The organism is Parageobacillus galactosidasius (assembly GCF_002217735.1).
Lineage (GTDB): Bacteria > Bacillota > Bacilli > Bacillales > Anoxybacillaceae > Parageobacillus_B > Parageobacillus_B toebii.
The window spans coordinates 1,379,686-1,402,978 of record NZ_NDYL01000002.1 but is presented as its reverse complement, the minus strand read 5'-3'; the positions used below and the strand labels follow the sequence as shown (position 1 = coordinate 1,402,978).

The window sequence follows — 23,293 nt, the reverse complement described above, 5'->3', positions numbered from 1 at the left end:
TATATATATTATAATATAATCATCTAAAATTGTGCAAAAAAAAATTTTTCGGCTCGTTTTGTTGGAAAATATCAAAAAATAGAAAATTTTTTCTCAAGGAATTTATACACCGTTGTGGAATATAAGTATCAACAGCAAGAAAATTTAGGAAAGGACGCGATGCAGATTGATCTCCGTCAGTCCCACTGATTTAGAAATTTATTTATTTCATGAAGGCAGCTTATATAAAAGTTATGAATTGTTTGGTGCACATGTGATAAAGAAAAACGGCATGGTTGGAACTCGATTTTGTGTGTGGGCTCCGCATGCGCGGGAAGTGCGGTTAGTCGGCAGTTTTAATGAATGGAACGGAACTAATTTTAACCTGATGAAAGCAAATGATCAAGGCGTATGGATGATTTTTATTCCCGAAAACTTAGAAGGGCATTTATATAAATATGAGATTAAAACTAGCGATGGGAATGTCCTGCTCAAATCGGATCCATATGCGTTTTACTCCGAATTGCGTCCCCATACTGCCTCCATTGTCTACAACATAAAAGGATATCAATGGAATGACCAAGCATGGCGACGAAAGAAGCGGCAAAAACGAATTTATGATCAGCCTTTATTTATTTATGAGCTCCACTTTGGTTCATGGAAAAAGAAGGAGGATGGCAGTTTTTATACATATCAAGAGATGGCGGATGAGCTAATCCCTTATGTTCTTGAACATGGCTTTACTCATATTGAATTGCTTCCGCTTGTCGAGCATCCGCTCGACCGCTCTTGGGGATACCAAGGAACAGGTTATTATTCAGCAACAAGCCGTTACGGGACACCGCATGATTTGATGCATTTTATTGACCGCTGCCACCAAGCGGGAATCGGTGTGATTATCGATTGGGTCCCTGGCCATTTTTGCAAAGATGCCCATGGGCTATATATGTTTGACGGCGCTCCTACCTATGAATATGCCAACATGCAAGACCGAGAAAATTACGTGTGGGGAACGGCGAATTTTGATCTTGGCAGGCCGGAAGTTCGCAGTTTTTTAATTTCCAATGCGTTATTTTGGATGGAATATTTCCATGTGGATGGATTTCGAGTGGACGCAGTAGCAAATATGCTATATTGGCCAAATAGTGATGTACTGCATAAGAATCCGTATGCTGTGCAGTTTCTGCAAAAATTAAATGAAACCGTATTTGCGTATGACCCAAGCATTTTAATGATTGCCGAAGATTCGACAGACTGGCCGCACGTCACTGCCCCAACGTACAACGGAGGGTTGGGATTTAACTATAAATGGAACATGGGATGGATGAACGATATTTTAACTTATATGGAAACGCCGCCTGAACAGCGAAAATACGTGCACAATAAAGTAACCTTTTCCCTTTTGTACGCGTATTCAGAAAATTTCATTTTACCTTTTTCCCATGACGAAGTCGTGCATGGAAAGAAATCATTATTAAATAAAATGCCGGGGACATATGAGGAAAAGTTTGCGCAATTAAGGTTGCTGTATGGATATTTGTTGACACATCCCGGTAAGAAGTTATTGTTTATGGGCGGCGAATTTGGCCAGTTTGATGAATGGAAAGATTTAGAGCAGCTTGATTGGGTGCTTTTTAATTTTGATCTGCATCGGAATATGAATATTTATGTGAAACAATTATTGAAATGTTATAAGCGCCATAAACCTCTTTATGAGCTAGATCATTCTCCAGATGGGTTTGAGTGGATTGATGTTCATAATGCTGAACAACGCATTTTCTCATTTGTTCGCAGGGGAAAAAAAGAGAACGATTTACTTGTTATTGTTTGCAACTTCACCAATAAAGTGTACCACGATTATAAAGTTGGCGTACCGCTGTTTGCTGCATATCGAGAAATAATCAATAGCGATGCAGTCGAGTTCGGGGGATGGGGGAATATCAACGCGAAGCCGATTGCAGCGGTCAAAGAGCCGTTTCATGGAAAACCGTATCACATTCGGATGACGATTCCGCCGTTTGGCATTTCTATTTTAAGACCAGTAAAAAAACGAGGGGAGAGAAACATTGATGGTAAAGAAAAAGTGCATCGCCATGTTATTGGCAGGAGGGCAAGGTAGCCGTCTATGCTCATTGACGGAAAACATTGCAAAGCCAGCGGTTCCATTTGGCGGAAAATATCGAATTATTGATTTTACATTGAGCAACTGCACAAATTCCGGCATCGATGCGGTCGGCGTATTAACGCAATATCAGCCGCTTTTATTACACTCTTATATCGGTATTGGCAGCGCTTGGGATTTAGACAGGAAAAATGGCGGTGTCACTGTTCTCCCTCCATATTCGGTGTCGTCTGGTGTGAAATGGTACGAAGGAACGGCAAACGCCGTTTATCAAAATATCAATTACATTGAACAATATGATCCGGATTACGTGCTTGTGTTATCGGGCGACCATATTTATAAAATGGATTATCGAAAAATGTTGGATTATCATATTGCGAAACAAGCGGATGTAACCATTTCTGTTATTGAAGTGCCTTGGGCAGAGGCAAGCCGGTTCGGCATTATGAATACCAATGAACAAATGGAAATTATTGAATTTGAAGAAAAACCGGCGAATCCGAAAAACAACCTTGCTTCGATGGGCATTTATATGTTTAACTGGCCGCTTTTAAAAGAATATTTGCAAATAGACAACGAAAATCCACATTCCAGCCACGACTTTGGAAAAGATGTGATTCCGTTATTGCTTCGGGAGAAGAAGCGGCTTGTTGCCTATCCATTTAAAGGCTATTGGAAAGATGTTGGAACGGTACAAAGTTTATGGGAGGCCAATATGGATTTATTGGACGAAGAAAATGAATTAAATTTATTTGACCATTCATGGCGGATTTATTCTGTCAATCCGAATCAGCCGCCACAATACATTTCCGATGAGGCCGTCATCATTAATTCGCTTGTGAACGAGGGATGCATGGTGGAAGGGAATGTCGAGCATTCTGTATTATTTCAAGGGGTTCATGTCGGGAAAGGAGCAATCGTGAAAGATTGCGTCATTATGCCGGATGCGGTGATTGGCGAGGGGGTATATATCGAAAGAGCGATCGTGCCGCCGGACGTAGAAATTCCGCCACATTCAGTTATTTGCTCCGATGATATTCTTCTTGTTACAAAGGAATGGTTAACAGAACGGAAAATGGAAGATATTCGGAAAGGATGAGCAACAGTGAATAATAAATGGATGCTGGGAGTTATTGACGCAACAACGTATATCGAGCCGCTTCAACCGTTAACATTGCACCGCTCTGTTGCAGCTGTGCCGTTTGCGGGGAGATATCGATTAATCGATTTTGTATTGTCGAGTATGGTTCATTCGGGAATTGAGAGTGTGGCGATTTTTCCAAAATATCAATACCGCTCATTAATGGATCATTTAGGATCAGGTAAAAATTGGGATTTAAACCGAAAACGGGACGGATTGTTTTTCTTCCCATCTTCGGATTTATCGATTTCAATGCATCATGTTGGAGCATTCGCCCATTTTGAACAACATATTGACTATTTTTTGCGCAGCAGACAAAAATATGCCGTTATTTGCAATAGTTATACGATTTGCAATATCGATTATGAAGCGGTGTTAGAGCGTCATATTGCAAACGAATGTGATATTACCGAAGTTCGTTATCAAGGGCGTTCGCTTGAAATGTTTGTGTTAGAAACATCATTGTTGCTCGATTTAATCACTAATCACCGGAATACCGGCTATTACAGTATTGTAGATGTTGTTCGCGACCATCGCCATTCCTTAAAAATTTGTGACTATGAACATGACGGATACGCAGCTGTTATTGATTCGATTGAAAATTATTTTCGGCATAGTATGGAGTTGCTAAATAGAGATGTTTGGCAGCAGTTGTTTATCCAGTCACGTCCGATTTATACGAAAGTGAAAGATGAACCGCCAACGAAATATACAGAAAAAGCAGTCGTGAAAAATTCGATGATTGCCAATGGCTGCATTATCGAAGGCCATGTGGAAAACAGCATCATTTTTCGTTCCGTGAAAATTGGAAAAGGAACGGTCATAAAAAATAGCATTATTATGCAAAAAAGCCAAATTGGCGAACATTGTGAACTAGATTGTGTCATTGTTGACAAAGATGCGAAAGTAGAAAATAACGTTTCTTTACGTGGAACGGAACGGGTTCCATTTGTGATTCGTAAAGGAACAGTACAAGGAGAGTTGATCAGCTCGTGAATGTATTATTTGTCGTGTCGGAATGCGTACCGTTTGTTAAGTCGGGAGGATTAGCGGACGTTGCCGGAGCGTTGCCGAAACAATTGCGAAAATTAGGGACAGACGTTCGGGTAATCATGCCAAAATATGAAACAATCCCGGAAAACTATAAAAAAGAAATGAAAAAAATTGCCGAGCTTGTGGTAAGAGTTGGATGGAGACGGCAATATTGCGGAATTGAAATGATGGAGTACGAAGGAGTTATTTATTATTTTGTGGACAATGAATACTACTTTAAACGCCATCAGTTATACGGACATTATGATGATGGAGAACGGTTTTCGTATTTTTGCCGCGCTGTTTTAGACGCGCTTCCTGCGATTCCGTTTCGTCCAGATATTATTCATTGCCACGATTGGCATACCGGCATGATCCCATTTTTATTGCGCGAAGAATATCGAAAAAATTCATTTTATGAACGAATCCGCACCGTGTTTACGATTCATAATTTACAGTTTCAAGGAATTTTTCCACGCGAAATTTTAGGAGATTTATTGAATTTAAGTGACCGTTATTTTACGATTGAGTATTTAGAGTTTTATGGGAATGTGAGCTTTATGAAGGGAGCGCTTGTTTCTGCCGATATTATTACAACGGTCAGTCCGACATACAAAGAAGAAATTCAGACGGAATATTACGGAGAGCGGCTCGATGGTCTATTACGGGCGCGCCAGCGTGATTTAATCGGAATTTTAAACGGTATCGACGATGAAATGTATAATCCGAAAAAGGACCCATTTATTGCGGTGCCATACGATATACAGACTATTGCCAGAAAACAAATAAATAAACGCGCGCTTCAACAATATTTTGGTTTATCGATAAGGGAAGACGTCCCGGTCATTGCGATGGTAACCCGTTTGACAGAGCAAAAAGGGATGGATTTAGTCAAGTGCGTTTTCCATGAAATTATTGCCGAAGATGTTCAATTCATTTTGCTAGGGACGGGTGACAAAAAGTTTGAGCAATTTTTCTATGATATGGCGGTAACGTATCCAGATAAAGCAAAAGTGTGTATCGGCTTTAACGAAGAGTTAGCACATAAAATTTACGCGGGAGCTGATCTATTTTTAATGCCATCTAAATTTGAACCGTGCGGTCTCAGCCAAATGATTGCTCTTCGATACGGAACGATTCCGATTGTGCGGGAAACGGGAGGATTAAACGATACGGTACAATCGTATAATGAGTTTACGGGAGAAGGAAACGGGTTTAGTTTTACGAACTTCAATGCTCACGATATGTTATATACCATTCGCCGCGCGCTTATGTTTTATAAGGAAAAACAAATATGGGAAAAGCTAATGAAAGAAGCAATGAGCCGTGATTATAGCTGGGGGCAATCAGCGTTTAAGTATAACCAAGTATATGCAGATTTAATGGCCGGGAGTGAACATCATGTTCTCGAATAAAGAAGAATTTAAAAAAACGTTTTTAAAACGGCTTGAGATGCTGTGCGGCAAACGGTTTGAAGAATCAACGCTGCGTGATCAATATAATACATTAGGAAACATGGTTCGTGAATATATTAGCCAAAACTGGATTCAGACGAATGAGCGAAATCGTGCGCGAAAGCAGAAGCAAGTATATTATTTGTCGATTGAATTTTTGTTAGGACGTCTCCTTGGCAGCAATTTGCTTAACCTTGGCATTCGCAATGTTGTGGAAGAAGGGCTGAACGATTTAGGAATTCGCTTGGATGACATGGAAGAAGTCGAGGCGGATGCGGGGCTAGGCAATGGCGGTCTTGGCCGCCTTGCTGCTTGTTTTTTAGATTCGCTTGCTTCTCTTGATTTGCCTGGTCACGGTTGTGGAATTCGCTATAAACATGGGCTTTTTGACCAAAAAATTGTTGATGGATATCAGGTGGAGCTGCCAGAACAATGGCTGCGCCACGGAAATGTATGGGAAATTAGAAAAGAGGAATTAGCGGTTGAAGTGAATTTTTGGGGAAAAGTAGAAATATCCAACCAAAACGGCCGTCTGACATTCCGCCATATTGACAGTGAGAAAGTAATGGCGGTTCCATATGATATGCCAGTCATCGGTTATGATACGAAAACAGTGAATACGCTGCGGCTTTGGAGCGCAGAACCAGCAAAAACCTTTCCGCCTCATAAAAGCGTGATGCAATACAAACGGGAAACAGAGGCGATTTCGGAGTTTTTATATCCTGATGATACCCATGACGAAGGGAAAATTTTGCGATTAAAACAACAATATTTTCTTGTTGCTGCAAGCGTTGGCAGCATTGTTCGCGCTCATCGCCGCCAGCATGGGCACTTGTACGAGCTGCATAAGTATGTGGCGATTCATGTGAATGATACTCATCCGGTTTTGGCGATTCCGGAACTGATGAGGATTTTACTAGATGAAGAGGGAATGAGCTGGGAAGATGCCTGGCATATTACGACAAATACGATTTCTTATACGAACCATACGACATTATCAGAGGCGTTGGAGAAATGGCCAATTCATATTTTCCAGCCGCTGCTGCCGCGCATTTACATGATTGTGGAGGAGATTAATGAGCGATTTTGCCGCGAACTTTGGAATCATTATCCCGGCGATTGGAAGCGAATTGAAGAGATGGCGATTATCGCGCACGGTCTTGTGAAAATGGCGCATTTAGCGATTGTTGGCAGCCATAGTGTGAACGGAGTGGCAAAATTGCATTCGGAAATTTTAAAGAAGCGGGAAATGAAGCGGTTTTACGAGTTCCAGCCGCAAAAATTTAATAACAAGACGAATGGAGTGACGCACCGGCGTTGGCTGTTAAAGGCGAATCCAGAGCTTTCTTCGTTAATTACAAAGGCGATCGGCACCAGTTGGATAAAAGAACCGCAAGCGTTAATTCATTTAAAGCCATATGCTTTTGATTCGTCGTTTCTGCAGGAACTCGCAAACGTCAAGCAACAGCGCAAAGCGAAATTAGCGAAGCGCATTTATGAAAAGACGGGGATCGTCGTGAATGAATCATCGATTTTTGATGTACAAGTAAAACGGCTCCATGCTTATAAGCGGCAATTGTTAAATGTTCTCCACATTATGTATCTGTATAACCGCCTGAAAGAAGATTCGAGCTTTTCGATTTATCCGCGCACATTTATTTTTGGCGCCAAAGCTTCCCCTGGATACTATTATGCAAAACGGATTATTAAGCTCATTCATTCTGTCGCTGAAAAAGTGAACAATGATAAAAAGACAAACGAACAATTAAAAGTGATTTTTTTAGAAAACTATCGCGTTTCACTAGCGGAAGAAATTTTTCCAGCGGCGGATGTAAGCGAGCAAATTTCAACGGCAAGTAAAGAAGCATCTGGAACCGGCAATATGAAATTTATGATGAATGGAGCGATTACGCTTGGAACGCTAGATGGAGCGAATATTGAAATATTGGAGGCGGTCGGGGAAGAAAATATATTCATCTTTGGGCTTACTGCGGAAGAAGTGTTAAACTACTATCAAAATGGCGGATACCGCGCGCACGAATATTATCATCACGATAAACGGATTAAGCAGGTCGTCGATCAGTTAGTCAACGGATTTTTTCCAGATGTCCATGACCATTTTGAGCCGATTTATGATTCGCTTTTAACACAAAACGATGAATATTTTGTGCTGCGTGATTTTGCATCATATGTGGAAACACAAGAAAAAGTAGAAGAGGCGTATAGGCAGCGTGAACGATGGCTGAAAATGAGCGCGATTAACATTGCTCATTCTGGTTGTTTTTCCAGTGACCGGACGGTTCAGGAGTATGCAAATGAAATATGGAATATTCATCCGTTGAATAAATAAAAAAAGAGAGGTTTTTCGCCTCTCTCTTAATCATCTCCATCGAACCAATCGCCAATGCTGCCGAGAATGCTTCCTTCTCCGACAGATCGGCCTCCCGAGCTTGGAGCAGAGGCAATAATTCGATCAGCAAGCCGGCTGAATGGAAGCGACTGCACCCAAACGGTTCCCGGGCCTGTTAATGTTGCAAAAAACAATCCTTCGCCGCTAAAAAAGGCGGTTTTAATTTTGCCTACATATTCGATGTCATAATCGACCTCTTTTGTCATTGCAACTAAACAGCCGGTATCGATGCGCAATTTCTCACCAGGCTCTAGCTGGCGCTTGTAAATGGTTCCGCCTGCATGTAAAAAGGCAAGGCCGTCTCCTTCGAGTTTTTGCATAATAAATCCTTCTCCACCGAAAAAGCCAGTGCCAAGTTTACGTTGAAAATCGATGCCGACGGAAACGCCTTTCGCCGCACAAAGGAAGGAATCTTTTTGGCAAATCACTTTGCCGCCAAGTTCGCTCAAATCCACTGGAATAATTTTCCCTGGATATGGAGCGGCAAACGAGACGCGGCGTTTTTCTGCGCTGTTGTTTGTAAACACGGTCATAAATAAGCTTTCGCCTGTCAACAGTCGTTTTCCCGCTCCAACTAATTTGTTGAACAACCCTTTTCCAGAATCAGTGCCATCTCCAAAGATCGTCTCCATCGTAATGCCATCTTCCATCATCATCATGCCTCCAGCTTCCGCGATGACGCTCTCTTGGGGATCTAATTCAATTTCAACAAATTGCATATCGTCTCCATATAGCTTGTAGTCGATTTCATGGGCATTCATTGTCTTCACCTCAATATCATTGTTTCTTTGGTACATATTCTCTATACGAGTTTAGATTCCTTTTTGTTTCAAAAAAGAAGACCATCATTATCGATGGTCTTCTTTTTCAGTATAAGGGTCTTTTTCATATGCTGGCAAATCGCCAATATTGGACATGATTCCTTCATCATCCAAAATATTTTCCAACTGTTCGTGTTCTCTTGTTGGATATACTTTCACATTTTTTCCGTATAAATCTACCGCTGCAAAATTTTCTAAATCCTCAACATAACCGACATTTTCTTCTGATTCCGCATATACTTCCCCATAATAGTCGACATTTTTCCCTAAATCGGAAGGAGTATCGGATGTGCCATAACGGGCTACTTCTTGCCACGCATCTTCCGCGTCATATGCTACTGATTCGTCGCGGTCATCGAAATCAAATTTTCCAAATGGAGGAATCAACACTCCTTCTTCGAGCGGCCGCTTTTGAGAAACCGTTTGATCAGAGCTATGTTCCTTACAAAACGTTGTTGTCGGCAATGCTTCGAGCCGTTCGTACGGAATTGGCTTTCCGCAAACTTCGCATGTGCCGTACGTGCCGTTTTGAATGGCCTCCAGTGCATGTTCAATTTCCTTTAATTCTCGTTCTGTATGTTCGTTTAGTGCCAAATCTTTTTCGCGTTCGTATAGCTCCGTTGCTTCATCCGCCGGATGGTTGTCAAAACTAGAGAGCTCGCCGACCGAGTCATGGGCATGGCTTCGTTCTTTGCCAAAATGGTCATTATGACGTAAACGTTCTTCAATATCATGTTTTGCCTTAAGAAGCTGCATCTGGAAGGCAGATAACTGTTTGTGTGTTAACATATTTCATAACTCCTTCCTAAAAATAAACCGTTTATCTTGTAGTATGAACGAAAAATAAAAAAAAACACGGTTCATTCAGACCGTGTTACAACCAATAGCTAATAAGCAAACCAATTGCCAATAGAAAGCCAAACTGTGTATTCGTTTGTGCTGTTGCTTTCATCGCCGGCATCATTTCAATCGGCTTTGTTTTGCCGATAAATCCTTTCGTCGCTGTAATCGCTTTTGGCACGCTGAAAAAGACGAGCAACGTCCAGACGGAAACAAGGTGGAAAAGGACTAAGCCAATCATCCAAATAAACGATATGGCAAACATGCCGGCAAGAATGCGAATCGCATTGTTTCGTCCGACTAAAATTGCTAATGTTTTTCGCCCGTTCTCTTTGTCTCCATCGAGGTCGCGAATGTTGTTTGCCAGCAAAATCGCTCCGACTAAAATGGCAATCGGAACAGAAATCAAAATCGCTGTCTTTGTCACTTCTCCAGTTTGAATGAAAAAGGAAATTAAAATGATAACTAGTCCCATAAAAAATCCGGCAGCAAGCTCCCCAAACGGGGTATACGCAATTGGTACAGGACCGCCTGTATAGAAATATCCAGCCGCCATACAAATGGAACCAATCAGTGCAAGCCACCAGCTGCTATTCACGCAAATATAGACACCGATTAGCATTGCGATGGCGAAAAGGAAAATAGCTAAATATAAAACTGCTTTTGGATGGATTCCTTCGCGGACAATTGCCCCGCCAATCCCTACGGATTCCGGTGAGTCAAGCCCGCGTTTAAAGTCATAATATTCGTTAAACATATTTGTTGCGGCTTGAATGAACAAAGAAGCTGCAAGCATTGCGATAAATAGCGAAATGCGAATATTTGTTTCGTGAAATGCTAGTGCTGTGCCAATAGAAACAGGAACAAATGCGGCAGTCAATGTATGCGGACGCGTTAACCTCCACCAAACACGCCAATCGCGGCGGCGATTGACCGGCGGAAAACGACGATCTGTTTGCAATGAAGATTGCATAATCATACCCCTCATATTCGGATAAAATATAAAGTAATGCTTTACAAACGTTCACAATAAGTGTAGGAAAACGGTTATAAGGTGTCAACCCCTTTAGAATAGATAAATTATTTCCTATTATATATAATGGAAAATAGAAAATAAGTAATAAAACAAGAAAGCGGGATTACAGTGGCGATTTTATACCAGCATAAAATTCAAGAACAATTGCGTTTCATCGGAAAAAAAGCGAATCGTCCGTTTATTAGCTGGAGCGAGGAAATTGATCATGTAGATCCGGTTTATTTTTTTTCATTAGGACAAGCCTGTTCCTTTCGTCAGCGGTTTTATTGGTCTGATCGCACGAACGAAACTGTCTATGTAGGACTGGGCTGCACATATATCATTGAAACAGAAGAAAAAGAACAACGGTTTCGCACAGTAGAGACAGAGTGGAAGCGATGGATGGAACAAACAGCTTCTTATTCGAACGGAACAGATGCAGTTCCTATTATATTTGGAGGTTTTTCGTTTGATCCATTCAAGCCTAGAACAGAGAAATGGCGCGCTTTTCCTCATGCAAAAATGATAGTGCCGACGGTTCTTTTATCGCTCAAAAATGGAAAAGCAACATTAACGGTGACGATGCGTTCCGAACAGAATGAAGAAATAATAAAAAAAATAGGAATGTTGATTCGGTTATTATATCAGGAACAAAAACAGCAAACATCTTCATTGCCGCCATTAATAACATATAAGGAAGTGCAAAAAGAAGAGTGGTTTGATGCGGTCAAAAAAACAATCGAGAATATTCGCAAAGGAAAATTCGATAAAGTAGTGCTGGCGAGAGAAGCGCGTTTATCGTTTGCTGATGCGATCGATCCAAGCGTCGTTTTGCAGCAATTGCGTGAACAACAGCCATTTAGCTATATTTTTGCATTTGAACAAGAAGGGCAATGTTTTATTGGCGCTTCTCCGGAACAGCTTGTGAAGAAGGAAAAAGATACATGTTATTCTATTTGTTTAGCTGGGTCAATACGCCGTGGAAAAACACTTCAAGAAGATGAACAGCTCGGGAAATGGCTAATGAATGATGAGAAAAACCTTCGTGAACATCAATTTGTTGTTCAGATGATTAAAGAAGCGATAGAAGCGGTTTGCAAGCGTGTACAAATCCCATCTTCACCGCAACTGTTAAAATTACAGCATATTCAACATTTATATACGCCTGTGATCGGGGAAAAGTGCCGCGCCGCTTCTGTTTTATCGATCGTAGAACAAATGCATCCGACGCCGGCGCTTGGCGGAACACCGCGAGAAAAGGCGATCAAAGAAATTCGGGAAGCCGAACCATTAGACAGGGGATGGTATGCGGCACCAATCGGATGGATGGATGCAGAAGGAAACGGAGAATTTGCCGTAGCCATTCGTTCGGGGCTTTTACAGGGAAAAGAAGCGTCCATTTTTGCAGGTTGCGGTGTAGTCGGCGATTCTGACCCGATGAGTGAATATGAAGAAACGAAAGTGAAATTTACCCCGATGTTATCGGCGCTGGGAGTGGAGCGAGATGAATGAAGCACTAACATTATATATAGCAGCTTTTGTGGATGAGTTAGCGAAAATCGGCGTGCAAGATGTGGTGGTTAGCCCAGGATCGCGTTCGACACCGCTTGCCATTATGATGGCAGAACATCCGGCGATGCGCGTACATATAAACATTGATGAGCGCTCCGCCGCATTTTTTGCTCTCGGCATGGCGAAAGCAAAACGGCATCCTATCGCTCTTCTTTGTACGTCAGGAACGGCGGTTGCGAACTATTTTCCAGCGGTGGTGGAAGCTTATTATTCGCGTGTGCCTCTTATCGTCATTACGGCAGATCGCCCGCATGAATTACGGGATGTCGGGGCGCCGCAAGCAATTGACCAGCTGAACATATATGGAAGATATGCCAAATGGTTTGTAGAAATGGCGCTGCCAGAAAAGTCGACAGACATGCTCCGCTATGCGCGGACGATGGCAGCAAGAGCGGCAGGGGTAGCAATCAGCGCTCCGGCAGGCCCTGTTCATCTAAATTTTCCGTTGCGTGAGCCGCTTGTGCCGATCGTTCATGAAGAAACGTGGGAACAAATCGAAGCGAAAGAGCCGTCTTATACGACGGTCATTCCGGGGAAAATGACGATCGGCATGGAACAAATTCAGGAGTTATACAATGAACTTTCTTCGGCTGAAAAAGGGCTGATCGTTTGCGGACAAATCGATCAGCCAGCGTTTGCTGAGGCGGTCACGAAGCTAGCGGAAATGCTCGATTATCCTATTTTAGCGGATCCGCTTTCTCAACTGCGCAGCGGAACACATGCAAAAGAGTATATTATTGACAGTTATGACGCGATATTAAAAGATGAAACGATTGCAGCTTCATTAGTTCCGGATGTCGTTATTCGTTTCGGCGCCATGCCGGTTTCTAAGCCACTATTTCTTTTGCTGAAACGATATCCATCCATTAAACAAATCGTTGTGGATGGAGAAGGCGGATGGCGGGAACCGACATTAATGGCATCGTACATGGTGTATTGCGATGAGGTTGAATTTTGCCGCCGACTTATCGATATTGGGGCGTCGAAGCAGAGCAAAAGTCAATGGTCAACGACGTGGAAAATGATCAACGATATCGCAAAATCTGTACTTCTTGAAGCAACGATGGAAGAGGAATTATTCGAAGGAAAAGTGTTTGCGGAACTTTCGCAATTGCTTCCGGACGGTGCTACCTTATTTGTTGGCAATAGTATGCCGATTCGCGATACGGATACATTTTTCTTTACAAACGACAAGCAAATACGCATTTTGGCGAACCGTGGCGCAAATGGGATTGACGGCGTTGTGTCAAGCGCGCTAGGAGCCAGTGCTGTTACCGAACCGCTTGTGCTTGTCATTGGCGATCTTTCCTTTTATCATGATTTGAATGGGCTATTAGCCGCAAAAATGCATGGACTACACGCGACGATCATCGTTCTTAATAATAACGGCGGCGGAATTTTCTCGTTTTTGCCGCAAGCGAAACACAAAAAACATTTTGAAATGTTGTTTGGCACGCCAACAGATTTGCAATTTGAGCATGCTGTCCGCATGTATGAAGGAAATTACCAAAAAATCAAGACATGGGATGAATTTCGCCATTATGTTACACAATCGTTGACAACAGATGGCCTTCACGTGATGGAAGTATGCACGTCAAGAGAAAATAATGTAAGAAAACATCGTCTTTTGTGGGAAAAGGTTTCCCAGGAAATAGCGGAATTTCTCGAAAAAGGGAGAACGGTATGAATATTTTCGTCAACGGGGTTTCCTATCATGTTGAACGATACGGAGATGGAGAACCGCTTTTACTGTTGCACGGATTTACTGGCAGCGTTGAAACGTGGAAACCTTTTCTCCCATATTGGCGTGATTATCAGCTCGTTCTTGTTGATATTATCGGGCACGGCCTTACCGATTCGCCAAATGATCCAGCTCGATATGAGATGGAAAAAGCAGCTGATGATCTGGACGAAATATTGCGGTATTTTCATTTGCAAGATGCACATGTGTTAGGATATTCCATGGGCGGGCGTCTTGCGCTGACGTTTGCAATTCTTTATCCTCATCGTGTTCGGACATTGATATTAGAAAGCAGTTCTCCGGGATTAAAAACGATGCAGGAAAGACGGGAACGAATGAAAAGAGATGAAGCGTTAGCGGAAGAAATAGAGCAATATGGCGTTACAGCATTTGTCGAAAAGTGGGAAAACATGCCGCTTTTCGCATCCCAAAAGCGCTTGCCTCTTAGCGTGCAGCAGCAAATCCGTAATGAACGGCTAAACAATAATGCGCTTGGATTAGCAAATAGTTTGCGCGGGATGGGGACTGGAAGACAGCCTTCCTTTTGGAATCGTTTATTCAAAGTAAACGTACCGACTTTGCTTTTGTGTGGAGAATGGGATCAAAAATTTTGCCGTATCGCTGAAGAGATGAAAGAATATCTTCCTAATTGCGAAATGATAAAAGTTCCCGAAGCAGGTCATGCAATTCATGTGGAACAACGAGAAATTTTTGCTAAAATAGTAAGTAGGTTTATAACAAGGAGGAGAGTATAATGGCTATCGAATGGGTAAAGGAACGCGAGTATGAGGATATTATATACGAAACGTACAATGGGATTGCGAAAATTACGATTAACCGTCCAGAAGTACATAACGCGTTCCGTCCAAAAACTGTCGAGGAATTAATCGATGCATTTTCTTATGCGCGCGATGACGCAAATATCGGTGTTATTATTTTAACAGGTGCAGGCGGAAAAGCGTTTTGTTCCGGTGGGGATCAAAAAGTGCGCGGCCACGGAGGATACGTCGGTGAAGATCAAATCCCGCGGCTAAATGTGTTAGATTTGCAACGATTAATTCGTATCATTCCAAAACCTGTTATTGCCATGGTGGCCGGTTATGCCATTGGCGGCGGTCATGTATTGCATGTTGTTTGTGATTTAACGATTGCCGCAGATAACGCGATTTTTGGACAAACTGGTCCAAAAGTAGGAAGTTTCGATGGTGGATATGGTGCAGGCTATTTAGCGCGTATTGTTGGTCACAAAAAAGCGCGTGAAATTTGGTATTTATGCCGTCAATATACCGCGCAAGAAGCATTAGAAATGGGACTTGTCAATAAAGTGGTGCCATTAGAGCAATTGGAAGAAGAAACAGTAAAATGGGCGCAGGAAATTTTAGAGAAAAGCCCAACGGCGATTCGCTTCTTAAAAGCGGCATTTAACGCTGATTCTGACGGTTTAGCTGGTATTCAACAGCTTGCCGGTGATGCAACGTTGCTATTCTATACAACCGATGAGGCAAAAGAAGGACGAGACGCATTTAAAGAAAAACGCAAACCAAACTTTAAACAATTCCCACGTTTTCCATAAGAAAAGCGGAAGGCGGGTTTTTCCAAAGCAGCTTGGTGAGTTCCATCAAGCTGTTTCTTTTATTGGGAAAAGGAGAGTGTCATCATGCAAACATCGATTCCAAATTGGCTTATGCAGCGGGCGTTTTTAACTCCTGAACGTATTGCGGTTTACGACGGGCAAGAAAAAAAAACGTTTATGGAGCTCCATGAGTCTGTGATGAAGCGGGCACGTCAACTTGCAAACACCGGGGTGCGTAAAGGAGATATTGTCGCTGTTTTCATGAAAAACAGTGTGGCGATGATCGAATGCATTCATGCCCTTCATTATATTGGCGCAATTGTTTTGCTGCAAAATATACGTTTAACTTCGCATGAGCTTGCATGGCAATTAAAAGACAGCGGAGCGGTATACGTAATTGCCGATGATGAGTTGGCGGACCGTATAGAAGGAAACATTCGTGTTATTACCATGAGTGAATTGTCCGCATTGCCTGAGGAAAATGTTGAGTTTCAGCAATATTATCATTTCGATGACATCGCTACGATTATGTATACATCAGGGACAACAGGAAAGCCAAAAGGAGTGCTGCAAACATACGAAAATCATTGGTGGAGCGCTATTGGTTCGGCGTTAAATTTAGGATTGAATGAAAATGACTGCTGGCTTGCGGCTGTGCCGTTTTTTCACATCAGCGGTTTGTCGATTATGATGAGAAGCGTTATATATGGCATGAGCATGTATGTGATGCGCGCTTTCGATGCGAAAAAAGCAAATGAGCTCATTATCGGCGGAAAAGTTACGATTATGTCTGTTGTCAGTGCGATGTTGCAAAAAATGATCGCTGACCTTGGCGAAAGACGATATCCTGAGACATTTCGCTGCATGCTGCTTGGCGGCGGGCCTGCTCCGAAACCGCTGTTAGAAGTGTGTAAAGCAAAAGGAATTCCTGTCTATCAAACGTATGGCATGACGGAAACCGCATCGCAAATTGCCACCCTTGCGCCGGAATATAGTTTAACCAAACTCGGTTCTGCAGGAAAACCATTGTTTCCATCACAGCTTCGCATTGAAAAGGACGGTCAAGTTGCTCGTCCGTATGAACCAGGAGAAATTGTTGTAAAAGGGCCAAATGTCACGAAGGGATATTTGCATCGTCCGGATGCAACGGCGAAAGCGATTCGCGGCGGCTGGTTTTATACGGGAGATATCGGATATATAGATGAAGATGGATTTCTTTATGTATTAGACCGTCGTTCTGACCTTATCATTTCTGGTGGAGAAAACGTTTATCCGGCTGAAATTGAAGCGGTGCTTCTTTCACATGAAGCGGTAGAGGAAGCAGGGGTAACAGGGATCGATGATGAAACATGGGGACAAGTGCCGTGTGCGTTTGTGAAACGAAAACGCGGTTATTCTGTCACCGTCGAACAGTTAAAACAGTTTTGCCAAGCCCATTTAGCGAAATATAAAATTCCAAAACAAATCTATTTTGTCGATGAACTGCCGCGCAACGCTTCACAGAAATTATTGCGCCATCAGTTAAAGCAGCTCATTCCAAACAATGAAAACGGGGCTTTATAATTAAGCCCCGTTTTTTAAATCTCATCGTCATCCATTAAACCTAATTCCATAATGCGATAGGAAATTAGTCTCTCCACTTCTGGCGGCAGGTCATCCAATGATCCAAATTCATATTGCCATAAATTTGTAAATGAGTCGACGTAGATCGGAAATGTTATTGGATTTGATCGTTTTACTTCTTCTTTCAATGCTTTAATTAAACTGTCCTTTTTCATCTCAGCACGTCGCCTCTCTTTGCTAAACTATGTAGGCGCTGCGCCTCTGGCGCTAAAACGCGCCAAAGGCTTCGGGTTTTTCTTCTTTACATTTCACTTGAAGGGACGAATGTTTTGCAATCGGTTTCAGTGGAATCAGACGCCATTTTCCCCGTATGGCTTACAACGTAAATCGATTCCGCGTTGCAGCGGTTTCCTTCTGCCCAATAATAGCAGTTTTTCACTTCACAAAGTACATCTTTTGCCATAATAAACTCCCCCCATTGTAAAAAATGAGTTACACGTTTAGTTTGGCTTTTTGAAAAAAAGTTATGAAGGAAACAATAAGTAATTTTTATTGAAAATATTTATCATTGACATAGAAAATCATTCTCAATTAGAATAAAAATAAGAAGAGACAAATGGAGGGGGAATGGCGATGACATCTTTATTAGTGGTAGGCGCAGATCATTTAGGAAATATTACAGATAAACTAATCGATTCAGGATTTCGAGAAATTATCCATCTTGATGGTCGAAAAGTGAATATGGTGAAACGCGACATTCCGGAACATGTGGATATTGTTTTCGTCATGACCGATTACGTTAATCATAATTTAGCAAAAACAATTAAGCAAAAAGCGAAAAGTAAAGAAAAGCCAATTTATTTTGTTAAGCGTTCCTGGAGCTCGATTCATTCTGTTATTCAAAAAATAGAAAAAACGAAATAACGGAGGTACATAGCGATGAAAGCGATCATTCGCCATGAAGGAGACCGAACATGGCAGCAAGACGTGAAAAATGTGATACGCAGCGTGATGATTGAATATTATCATGCCGCTCCATCATTACGATCTCCCTTTTACATGTTAAAACTTATGGAAACATATCGACAGCTGCTTCATCCCCATTTATTTGAGTCACCAATTCATTATTACACCGTTTTAGCAAAAATCACCGATCATTTACTTCAATTTTTTACCTCTTCCGAAGAAGTGCAACGGTCTCCATTTCTTTTGTTTGAACAAGCAGTCTATCGGCATTGGAAAAGATATCAAAAAACGCATGTGGATATTGATTTTGCTTATAAAGATGCCGGAACGTACACGGTCCGAAAGCTGTTGTTGGAAGACAATCAACGTCTTGTTCAGCATTATACACAAATGGCTCCGGTTGCTTGTCGACAAACGTTTGGTTTTTTCCCAAAAAGGATCGAGTTTTGGTCTGTTCTTACGGGGAAACGGACGGTTGAAATGATCGATATTCAACCACCTTATATTGGTTACAAAAAATAGTTTACGTTTAAAGCACACGAAGCCTGGAAATAAAATGAGAAGCCCTAACACACAATGAATGGATAAATCATCCATCAAAAAACGCCCCCAAAAAAACCGTCTGTCTCAGAGAATGGGACAGACGGTAACTTTCATTGAAGCGCTTTTTGAAGCACTCGAATATTTTCTTCCATAATGGAAAAATAATCTTTATTTGCTTTTATATCTTCGGAAGTTAGTGATTCTAAGTTGTGCAGCCGGAGTGAGTCAGCTCCAATCTCGTTTTTTACAATTTCAGTAATTTTGGACGTTGTATTTTGCTCAAAAATGACATATTTAATGTGATGTTGTTTGGCTGTTTTAACGATTTTAGCTAATTCTTTCTGAGAAGGCTCATTCGTTGGCGAAAGCCCGGAAACGCTCAGCTGTTTAATGCCATAGCGTTCTTCCCAGTATCCGTATGCAGCATGTGCAACGAGAATTTCTTTTTTCGGAGCTTTCTTTACGACTGTTTGAAATTGTTGGTCAAGATGTTCTAATTTTGCTTTCAATGATTCAAAGTTTTTTGTAAATATTTCTTTCTTCTCTGGCTTTAGTTCGATGAGCAAATCGCGAATATGTTCAGCCATTGTAATAGAGCGTACTGGATCAAGCCATACGTGCGGGTCTTTATCGCCGTGATGCTCGTGTTCATGCTCGTGCGCATGCTCTTCATGTGCGGAGTCTAACAGTTTGATCCCTTCAGCAGCAGCGAGAAAATGAACCTGTTCATTCTCTAATGTTTCTTTTATTTTATCAGCAAAGCTTTCCATCCCTTGTCCAATATAAATAAACGCATCCGCATCCGCCAACTGTTTCATCGTTTTTGTCGTTGGCTCAAAGGTATGTGCCTCGACGCCCGGAGGATAAATGCTTTTCACGTTAACATAGTCGCCCCCGATTTTTTTCGTAAAATCTTCAAGTGGATAAACGGTCGTATAAATCGTTAAAACGTCTTTTGTTTTTTCAGTCTGTTCGTGATTTTTTTCAGCATTGCAACCGTACAAAAAAGCAGAGACGACAAGTAAAAGGGATAAAATCAATGATTTTGTTTTCATGTTAAGCCCCTTCCTAGTAAATGTGTTTAACAAGCAAACTTCTTTGTTATTACATCGTAATAATTACGATTTAACAAAGCTAATCATACAAAAAAATATCCAAAACGGCAACGGTTATTTTGGCGTCATTAAAAATTTTTTAGAGGACGAATGTCTTGCGATGAAACGAGGAGGAAGCAGACAGGAGATATCACTAACATCGATGATAAGTGGTTAAAATAGTTTTCATTAGAACCGAACGAGAAAGTTCAGGCATACTAATGCTGCCCGATAGCTTTCTCGTTCGAGTATATTGCTGACAAAAAATCGCTGCTTACGATTTGCCGTTTTCCTGCTTCTCGGGAACGGGGTCGAATCCACCGGGATGAAACGGGTGGCACTTTAAAATTCGCTTTATTGTCAGCCATCCGCCTTTAATGGCGCCAAACCGTTTCACCGCTTCTAGACCATAGTGCGAGCAGGTTGGATAAAACCGGCATGTCGGCGGCTTTAACGGAGAAATGAAAATTTGGTAAAAACGGATGAAGGAAATCAATAATTTTTTCACCACTTCCCATACACCCAATCAATAAATGATTTCGTTAATAATGTATCATAAATGTGAAACAAATACGTATATTGTGTCTCGCAACTAATGATGTAAAAAAGATGAAAAAAATCGAATTTCAGTGTATGATGAAAAGAGAAAATGAAGTAGGAGTGATTTGTATGCCTTCAGTAGAAAGCTTTGAATTGGACCACTGCGCTGTGAAAGCGCCGTATGTGAGACATTGTGGTGTTCATAAAGTCGGAAGCGATGGAGTTGTGAATAAATTCGATATTCGTTTTTGCCAGCCGAACAAACAGGCGATGAAGCCAGATGCGATTCATACGCTGGAACATTTATTAGCTTACACCATTCGTAAACATGCGGAAAAGTATGATCACTTTGATATTATTGATATTTCGCCGATGGGCTGCCAAACAGGATTTTATCTTGTTGTGAGCGGATCGCCGACAGTGGATGAAATCATTGATTTGCTTGAGGAAACGATGAAAGATGCGCTAAACGCGACTGAAGTCCCAGCAGCGACAGAGCGGCAATGCGGGCAAGCGAAGCTGCACGACCTCGAAGGGGCAAAGCGGCTCATGCGTTTCTGGCTAGAGCATGATAAAGAGGAGTTAAAGAAAGTATTTGGATAAAGTGGAAAGGCTATCATTATATTGATGATAACCTTATTCATTTTGCGAATGATCCTTTTCAGAAGGCGGGTCGATTGTGTGTTTGTACTTATATGCTTTTGATGTAGCAATCAAGGTTAAAGCAAGAATGAGCGCAGCAATGATCAGTGATGCCACTAAAGTCAAATACATCGCTAATTCACCTTTTTTCTTTCCATTGTAACACATTATCATCGTATTGGTGAGATGACACTTTGCACGAATGGATAAATAACAGGCACAATTTTGGTGATTATTGGTAATGAATATGTGTTAGGTAATAGCAAATAATATAGTTTGATTATGAATATATCTCAAGGTTATCCAATTGTACACATTCATATTAGAGGAGGAATGAGGATATGTCCAAACAATTAACAGACATTGTAAACAAGCAAATTGCCAACTGGAGTGTTCTTTACATTAAGCTCCATAATTATCATTGGTATGTCAAAGGTCCGCAATTTTTTACGCTTCATGAGAAATTTGAACAATTGTACAATGAGGCAGCGTTACATATTGACGAGTTGGCGGAACGTCTTCTCGCGCTTGGCGGAGCGCCGGTCGCTACGATGAAAGAATGTCTTGAACAATCATCCGTAAAAGAAGCGACTGGGCAAGAAACAGCGGAACAAATGGTCGCAACCATTGTGAGCGATTTTGAAACAATGATCGGAGAATTAAAAGAAGGAATGCAAGTTGCCGAGGAAGTCGGAGATGAAACAACAGGCGATATGTTGCTTGGGATTCATCAAAGCTTAGAAAAACATGTATGGATGTTAAAATCGTTTCTTGACCGATAAAATGAATCACTCCTTCGATGACGAAGGAGTGATTTTTTTGTAGGAGGTTGTCTATGCCTCTTTCCTCCTTTGCGCATATCATAATAATGCTTATTCACAGGAGGAGAGAGGATGCAAAAGTATGCGTCGATGTTTGGCATTTCGTTAGTTGGGTCGTTCGTTTCATTTCTAATTGGAAGCATGGACTCATTGGTAATGATTTTACTTTGTTTTGTGATAGCAGACTATGTAACAGGACTGATCGCTAGCGCTATTGAAGGAAGATTGTCAAGTCAAGTCGGATTTCGCGGCATTGTCCGTAAGCTGCTTATTTTTGTTTTAGTGGCTGTTTCCCATTTATTAGAGATCGCGATTGGCTGGAACAATCATTTTATTCGTGATGCGATTATCTTTTTTTATATCACAAATGAATTCATCTCCATTGTTGAAAATGCAGGAAGAGCAGGTGTTCCGATTCCATCCTTTTTAAGGAAAGCGATCGAACTTTTTAAAGACGAGATGAACTAATTTTTAGCATAATTTTTTTCCATTCACCCACACTAAACATAAAGAAAGTGATCATAAGGAGATGACAAGTGTGGCGGAACAGCAAAAAAAAACCTATTATGTGTCGATCGCGACGGGAGAAATTTCGCAAGTAAAAACCGCTTCCCCTTGGGATTTTCAAATTGAAGCTACAGATGACGAAATTATTCAATTGCGTGAGTACTTTGATCAAAACTATTCTACAGATTGGCAAGCGTTTTGGCGCGCTCACGTTCCATATGTTCAATATCATTATGATCGTCAAAACGATGCTTATGATGAAACGCTAACGAAAATTTATCAACTCATTTATAAGCTTGGCAACGAAGAAGCAAAGGAACATATTCGTTCGCTTGGCATTCTCTCGGAGGAGACAAAAGATAAATGAGCTGCCAACCATGTTGGCGGCTTTTTTTGTTATGTCATTTGTCAGTATAATAAATAGAGAGAAAAATGGAATGAGGGTATGGAATCATGTATACGTTTTTGGATTACTACGGGAATCGTGTTTGGTTATCGTTTGCTGATCATCCATTTTCCCCATCCCCCGGCCATGTGTGGATGGTTTGCCGCTATCAAGGGCAATGGTTGTTGACGAATCATTCACAGCGAGGATTAGAGTTCCCAGGCGGGAAAGTGGAAAAGGGAGAAACGCCGGAACAAGCTGCGGTTCGTGAAGTGAAAGAAGAAACGGGGGGAATTGTCGGTTCGTTAACGTATATTGGCCAATATAAAGTAGAACCGTCCATCATAAAAAATATATACTTTGCGGAAATTGCAGCGATGGTTAAGCAGCCTTCTTATTTAGAAACAAACGGTCCGGTGTTGTTTCCGGAGTTGCCGGAACATATTCGGTCGGACGATCGGTTCAGCTTTATTATGAAAGATGATGTGTTGCGCTTAGTGTTAGAAGAAATAAAGAGACGTTCTTTATAACG

At 41.5% G+C, this 23,293-nt stretch carries 25 protein-coding genes; 17 read left to right on the top strand and 8 right to left on the bottom strand.

Features of this window, described 5'->3' with window-relative positions; all coding sequences use genetic code 11:
• Positions 1-166: 166 nt before the first annotated feature.
• From glgB to B9L23_RS16615, 5 genes are read left to right on the top strand one after another with little or no spacing between them, the layout of a single operon-like run.
• Positions 167-2,098 carry a 1,4-alpha-glucan branching enzyme gene (gene glgB / locus B9L23_RS16635; protein ID WP_089098044.1) on the top strand — a complete coding sequence of 644 codons (1,932 nt, stop codon included), beginning with the start codon at positions 167-169 and terminating at the stop codon, positions 2,096-2,098.
• Positions 2,049-3,200, top strand: coding sequence for a glucose-1-phosphate adenylyltransferase (locus B9L23_RS16630; RefSeq protein ID WP_089098043.1), 1,152 nt, complete (start codon positions 2,049-2,051; stop codon positions 3,198-3,200). Before glgB ends, B9L23_RS16630 begins: the two co-directional genes overlap by 50 nt.
• Positions 3,201-3,206: 6 nt before the next feature.
• On the top strand, positions 3,207-4,238 hold the full coding sequence (glgD, locus tag B9L23_RS16625; protein WP_089098042.1) for a glucose-1-phosphate adenylyltransferase subunit GlgD: 1,032 nt from the start codon (positions 3,207-3,209) through the stop codon (positions 4,236-4,238).
• Positions 4,235-5,689 (top strand): glycogen synthase GlgA, encoded by a 1,455-nt coding sequence (glgA, locus tag B9L23_RS16620; RefSeq protein ID WP_089098041.1) that lies wholly within the window; start codon positions 4,235-4,237, stop codon positions 5,687-5,689. The genes glgD and glgA overlap by 4 nt, the downstream gene beginning before the upstream one ends.
• Positions 5,676-8,078, top strand: coding sequence for a glycogen/starch/alpha-glucan phosphorylase (locus B9L23_RS16615; RefSeq protein ID WP_081188765.1), 2,403 nt, complete (start codon positions 5,676-5,678; stop codon positions 8,076-8,078). The genes glgA and B9L23_RS16615 overlap by 14 nt, the downstream gene beginning before the upstream one ends.
• Positions 8,079-8,104: 26 nt before the next feature.
• Here the strand turns inward: B9L23_RS16615 and B9L23_RS16610 are convergent, their stop codons facing one another.
• The 3 genes from B9L23_RS16610 to B9L23_RS16600 all read right to left on the bottom strand — a co-directional run bounded on the left by B9L23_RS16610 (position 8,105) and on the right by B9L23_RS16600 (position 10,772).
• The gene (locus B9L23_RS16610) at positions 8,105-8,899 is read right to left on the bottom strand and encodes a TIGR00266 family protein (RefSeq protein ID WP_089098040.1); all 795 of its coding nucleotides are present in this window, start codon (positions 8,897-8,899) and stop codon (positions 8,105-8,107) included.
• Between the two features lie 87 nt (positions 8,900-8,986).
• Positions 8,987-9,748 carry a yteA family sporulation protein gene (locus tag B9L23_RS16605; protein WP_089098039.1) on the bottom strand — a complete coding sequence of 254 codons (762 nt, stop codon included), beginning with the start codon at positions 9,746-9,748 and terminating at the stop codon, positions 8,987-8,989.
• An 85-nt stretch (positions 9,749-9,833) separates the two neighbouring features.
• Positions 9,834-10,772, bottom strand: a complete 939-nt coding sequence (locus tag B9L23_RS16600) for a 1,4-dihydroxy-2-naphthoate polyprenyltransferase (protein ID WP_081188762.1) — start codon at positions 10,770-10,772, stop codon at positions 9,834-9,836.
• Positions 10,773-10,943: 171 nt separating this feature from the next.
• On the opposite strand from B9L23_RS16600, the gene B9L23_RS16595 reads away from it, so the two are divergent.
• From B9L23_RS16595 to B9L23_RS16575, 5 genes are all read left to right on the top strand, one after another.
• Positions 10,944-12,326: an isochorismate synthase gene (locus B9L23_RS16595; RefSeq protein ID WP_089098038.1), complete on the top strand. Its 1,383-nt coding sequence runs from the start codon at positions 10,944-10,946 to the stop codon at positions 12,324-12,326.
• On the top strand, positions 12,319-14,073 hold the full coding sequence (gene menD / locus B9L23_RS16590) for a 2-succinyl-5-enolpyruvyl-6-hydroxy-3-cyclohexene-1-carboxylic-acid synthase (RefSeq protein WP_089098037.1): 1,755 nt from the start codon (positions 12,319-12,321) through the stop codon (positions 14,071-14,073). The genes B9L23_RS16595 and menD overlap by 8 nt, the downstream gene beginning before the upstream one ends.
• Positions 14,070-14,882 carry a 2-succinyl-6-hydroxy-2,4-cyclohexadiene-1-carboxylate synthase gene (menH, locus tag B9L23_RS16585; RefSeq protein ID WP_089098036.1) on the top strand — a complete coding sequence of 271 codons (813 nt, stop codon included), beginning with the start codon at positions 14,070-14,072 and terminating at the stop codon, positions 14,880-14,882. Before menD ends, menH begins: the two co-directional genes overlap by 4 nt.
• Positions 14,882-15,700 (top strand): 1,4-dihydroxy-2-naphthoyl-CoA synthase, encoded by an 819-nt coding sequence (gene menB / locus B9L23_RS16580; RefSeq protein ID WP_015864889.1) that lies wholly within the window; start codon positions 14,882-14,884, stop codon positions 15,698-15,700. The genes menH and menB overlap by 1 nt, the downstream gene beginning before the upstream one ends.
• Positions 15,701-15,784: 84 nt before the next feature.
• A complete protein-coding gene (locus tag B9L23_RS16575) occupies positions 15,785-17,263 on the top strand; it encodes an o-succinylbenzoate--CoA ligase (protein WP_081188758.1) in 1,479 nt (492 codons plus the stop codon).
• 14 nt (positions 17,264-17,277) lie between these two features.
• On the opposite strand, the gene B9L23_RS16570 is transcribed toward B9L23_RS16575, so the two are convergent.
• Positions 17,278-17,478: a hypothetical protein gene (locus B9L23_RS16570; protein ID WP_062755073.1), complete on the bottom strand. Its 201-nt coding sequence runs from the start codon at positions 17,476-17,478 to the stop codon at positions 17,278-17,280.
• An 86-nt stretch (positions 17,479-17,564) separates the two neighbouring features.
• The gene (locus tag B9L23_RS16565) at positions 17,565-17,726 is read right to left on the bottom strand and encodes a DUF1540 domain-containing protein (protein ID WP_015864886.1); all 162 of its coding nucleotides are present in this window, start codon (positions 17,724-17,726) and stop codon (positions 17,565-17,567) included.
• 170 nt (positions 17,727-17,896) lie between these two features.
• Here B9L23_RS16565 and B9L23_RS16560 point away from each other — a divergent pair, with 170 nt between their 5' ends.
• On the top strand, positions 17,897-18,187 hold the full coding sequence (locus tag B9L23_RS16560; RefSeq protein ID WP_062755071.1) for a DUF2325 domain-containing protein: 291 nt from the start codon (positions 17,897-17,899) through the stop codon (positions 18,185-18,187).
• Between the two features lie 15 nt (positions 18,188-18,202).
• Positions 18,203-18,751 carry a hypothetical protein gene (locus tag B9L23_RS16555; protein WP_015864884.1) on the top strand — a complete coding sequence of 183 codons (549 nt, stop codon included), beginning with the start codon at positions 18,203-18,205 and terminating at the stop codon, positions 18,749-18,751.
• A gap of 131 nt (positions 18,752-18,882) precedes the next feature.
• Here the strand turns inward: B9L23_RS16555 and B9L23_RS16550 are convergent, their stop codons facing one another.
• Both B9L23_RS16550 and yidD read right to left on the bottom strand, forming a co-directional pair.
• Positions 18,883-19,827 carry a metal ABC transporter substrate-binding protein gene (locus B9L23_RS16550; RefSeq protein WP_081188757.1) on the bottom strand — a complete coding sequence of 315 codons (945 nt, stop codon included), beginning with the start codon at positions 19,825-19,827 and terminating at the stop codon, positions 18,883-18,885.
• Between the two features lie 313 nt (positions 19,828-20,140).
• A complete protein-coding gene (gene yidD / locus B9L23_RS16540; RefSeq protein ID WP_041269731.1) occupies positions 20,141-20,377 on the bottom strand; it encodes a membrane protein insertion efficiency factor YidD in 237 nt (78 codons plus the stop codon).
• 158 nt (positions 20,378-20,535) lie between these two features.
• On the opposite strand from yidD, the gene B9L23_RS16535 reads away from it, so the two are divergent.
• The gene (locus tag B9L23_RS16535; RefSeq protein WP_062755068.1) at positions 20,536-21,009 is read left to right on the top strand and encodes an S-ribosylhomocysteine lyase; all 474 of its coding nucleotides are present in this window, start codon (positions 20,536-20,538) and stop codon (positions 21,007-21,009) included.
• Between the two features lie 33 nt (positions 21,010-21,042).
• Here B9L23_RS16535 and ytzI read toward each other — a convergent pair whose 3' ends face one another.
• Positions 21,043-21,180 (bottom strand): YtzI protein, encoded by a 138-nt coding sequence (gene ytzI / locus B9L23_RS16530; RefSeq protein ID WP_073967992.1) that lies wholly within the window; start codon positions 21,178-21,180, stop codon positions 21,043-21,045.
• A gap of 209 nt (positions 21,181-21,389) precedes the next feature.
• Here ytzI and B9L23_RS16525 point away from each other — a divergent pair, with 209 nt between their 5' ends.
• From B9L23_RS16525 to ytkD, 4 genes are all read left to right on the top strand, one after another.
• Positions 21,390-21,830, top strand: a complete 441-nt coding sequence (locus B9L23_RS16525) for a Dps family protein (RefSeq protein WP_062755066.1) — start codon at positions 21,390-21,392, stop codon at positions 21,828-21,830.
• 111 nt (positions 21,831-21,941) lie between these two features.
• Positions 21,942-22,337 carry a phage holin family protein gene (locus B9L23_RS16520; RefSeq protein ID WP_089098035.1) on the top strand — a complete coding sequence of 132 codons (396 nt, stop codon included), beginning with the start codon at positions 21,942-21,944 and terminating at the stop codon, positions 22,335-22,337.
• A 70-nt stretch (positions 22,338-22,407) separates the two neighbouring features.
• Entirely contained in the window at positions 22,408-22,743 is a 336-nt protein-coding gene (locus B9L23_RS16515; RefSeq protein WP_062755062.1) for a hypothetical protein, read from the top strand.
• 86 nt (positions 22,744-22,829) lie between these two features.
• Positions 22,830-23,291: an RNA deprotection pyrophosphohydrolase gene (gene ytkD / locus B9L23_RS16510; RefSeq protein ID WP_015864877.1), complete on the top strand. Its 462-nt coding sequence runs from the start codon at positions 22,830-22,832 to the stop codon at positions 23,289-23,291.
• The last annotated feature ends 2 nt before the right edge of the window (positions 23,292-23,293 follow it).

What these genes read in the sequence shown, in the direction of transcription:
- B9L23_RS16630 (WP_089098043.1), top strand. Translation starts at nt 2,049, where the DNA reads ATGGTAAAGAAAAAGTGCATCGCCATGTTATTGGCAGGAGGGCAAGGT.
- B9L23_RS16615 (WP_081188765.1), top strand. Translation starts at nt 5,676, where the DNA reads ATGTTCTCGAATAAAGAAGAATTTAAAAAAACGTTTTTAAAACGGCTT.
- B9L23_RS16610 (WP_089098040.1), bottom strand. Translation starts at nt 8,899, where the DNA reads ATGAATGCCCATGAAATCGACTACAAGCTATATGGAGACGATATGCAA.
- B9L23_RS16605 (WP_089098039.1), bottom strand. Translation starts at nt 9,748, where the DNA reads ATGTTAACACACAAACAGTTATCTGCCTTCCAGATGCAGCTTCTTAAG.
- B9L23_RS16600 (WP_081188762.1), bottom strand. Translation starts at nt 10,772, where the DNA reads ATGCAATCTTCATTGCAAACAGATCGTCGTTTTCCGCCGGTCAATCGC.
- menD (WP_089098037.1), top strand. Translation starts at nt 12,319, where the DNA reads ATGAATGAAGCACTAACATTATATATAGCAGCTTTTGTGGATGAGTTA.
- menH (WP_089098036.1), top strand. Translation starts at nt 14,070, where the DNA reads ATGAATATTTTCGTCAACGGGGTTTCCTATCATGTTGAACGATACGGA.
- menB (WP_015864889.1), top strand. Translation starts at nt 14,882, where the DNA reads ATGGCTATCGAATGGGTAAAGGAACGCGAGTATGAGGATATTATATAC.
- B9L23_RS16575 (WP_081188758.1), top strand. Translation starts at nt 15,785, where the DNA reads ATGCAAACATCGATTCCAAATTGGCTTATGCAGCGGGCGTTTTTAACT.
- B9L23_RS16570 (WP_062755073.1), bottom strand. Translation starts at nt 17,478, where the DNA reads ATGAAAAAGGACAGTTTAATTAAAGCATTGAAAGAAGAAGTAAAACGA.
- B9L23_RS16565 (WP_015864886.1), bottom strand. Translation starts at nt 17,726, where the DNA reads ATGGCAAAAGATGTACTTTGTGAAGTGAAAAACTGCTATTATTGGGCA.
- B9L23_RS16560 (WP_062755071.1), top strand. Translation starts at nt 17,897, where the DNA reads ATGACATCTTTATTAGTGGTAGGCGCAGATCATTTAGGAAATATTACA.
- B9L23_RS16555 (WP_015864884.1), top strand. Translation starts at nt 18,203, where the DNA reads ATGAAAGCGATCATTCGCCATGAAGGAGACCGAACATGGCAGCAAGAC.
- B9L23_RS16550 (WP_081188757.1), bottom strand. Translation starts at nt 19,827, where the DNA reads ATGAAAACAAAATCATTGATTTTATCCCTTTTACTTGTCGTCTCTGCT.
- B9L23_RS16535 (WP_062755068.1), top strand. Translation starts at nt 20,536, where the DNA reads ATGCCTTCAGTAGAAAGCTTTGAATTGGACCACTGCGCTGTGAAAGCG.
- ytzI (WP_073967992.1), bottom strand. Translation starts at nt 21,180, where the DNA reads ATGTATTTGACTTTAGTGGCATCACTGATCATTGCTGCGCTCATTCTT.
- B9L23_RS16525 (WP_062755066.1), top strand. Translation starts at nt 21,390, where the DNA reads ATGTCCAAACAATTAACAGACATTGTAAACAAGCAAATTGCCAACTGG.
- B9L23_RS16520 (WP_089098035.1), top strand. Translation starts at nt 21,942, where the DNA reads ATGCAAAAGTATGCGTCGATGTTTGGCATTTCGTTAGTTGGGTCGTTC.
- ytkD (WP_015864877.1), top strand. Translation starts at nt 22,830, where the DNA reads ATGTATACGTTTTTGGATTACTACGGGAATCGTGTTTGGTTATCGTTT.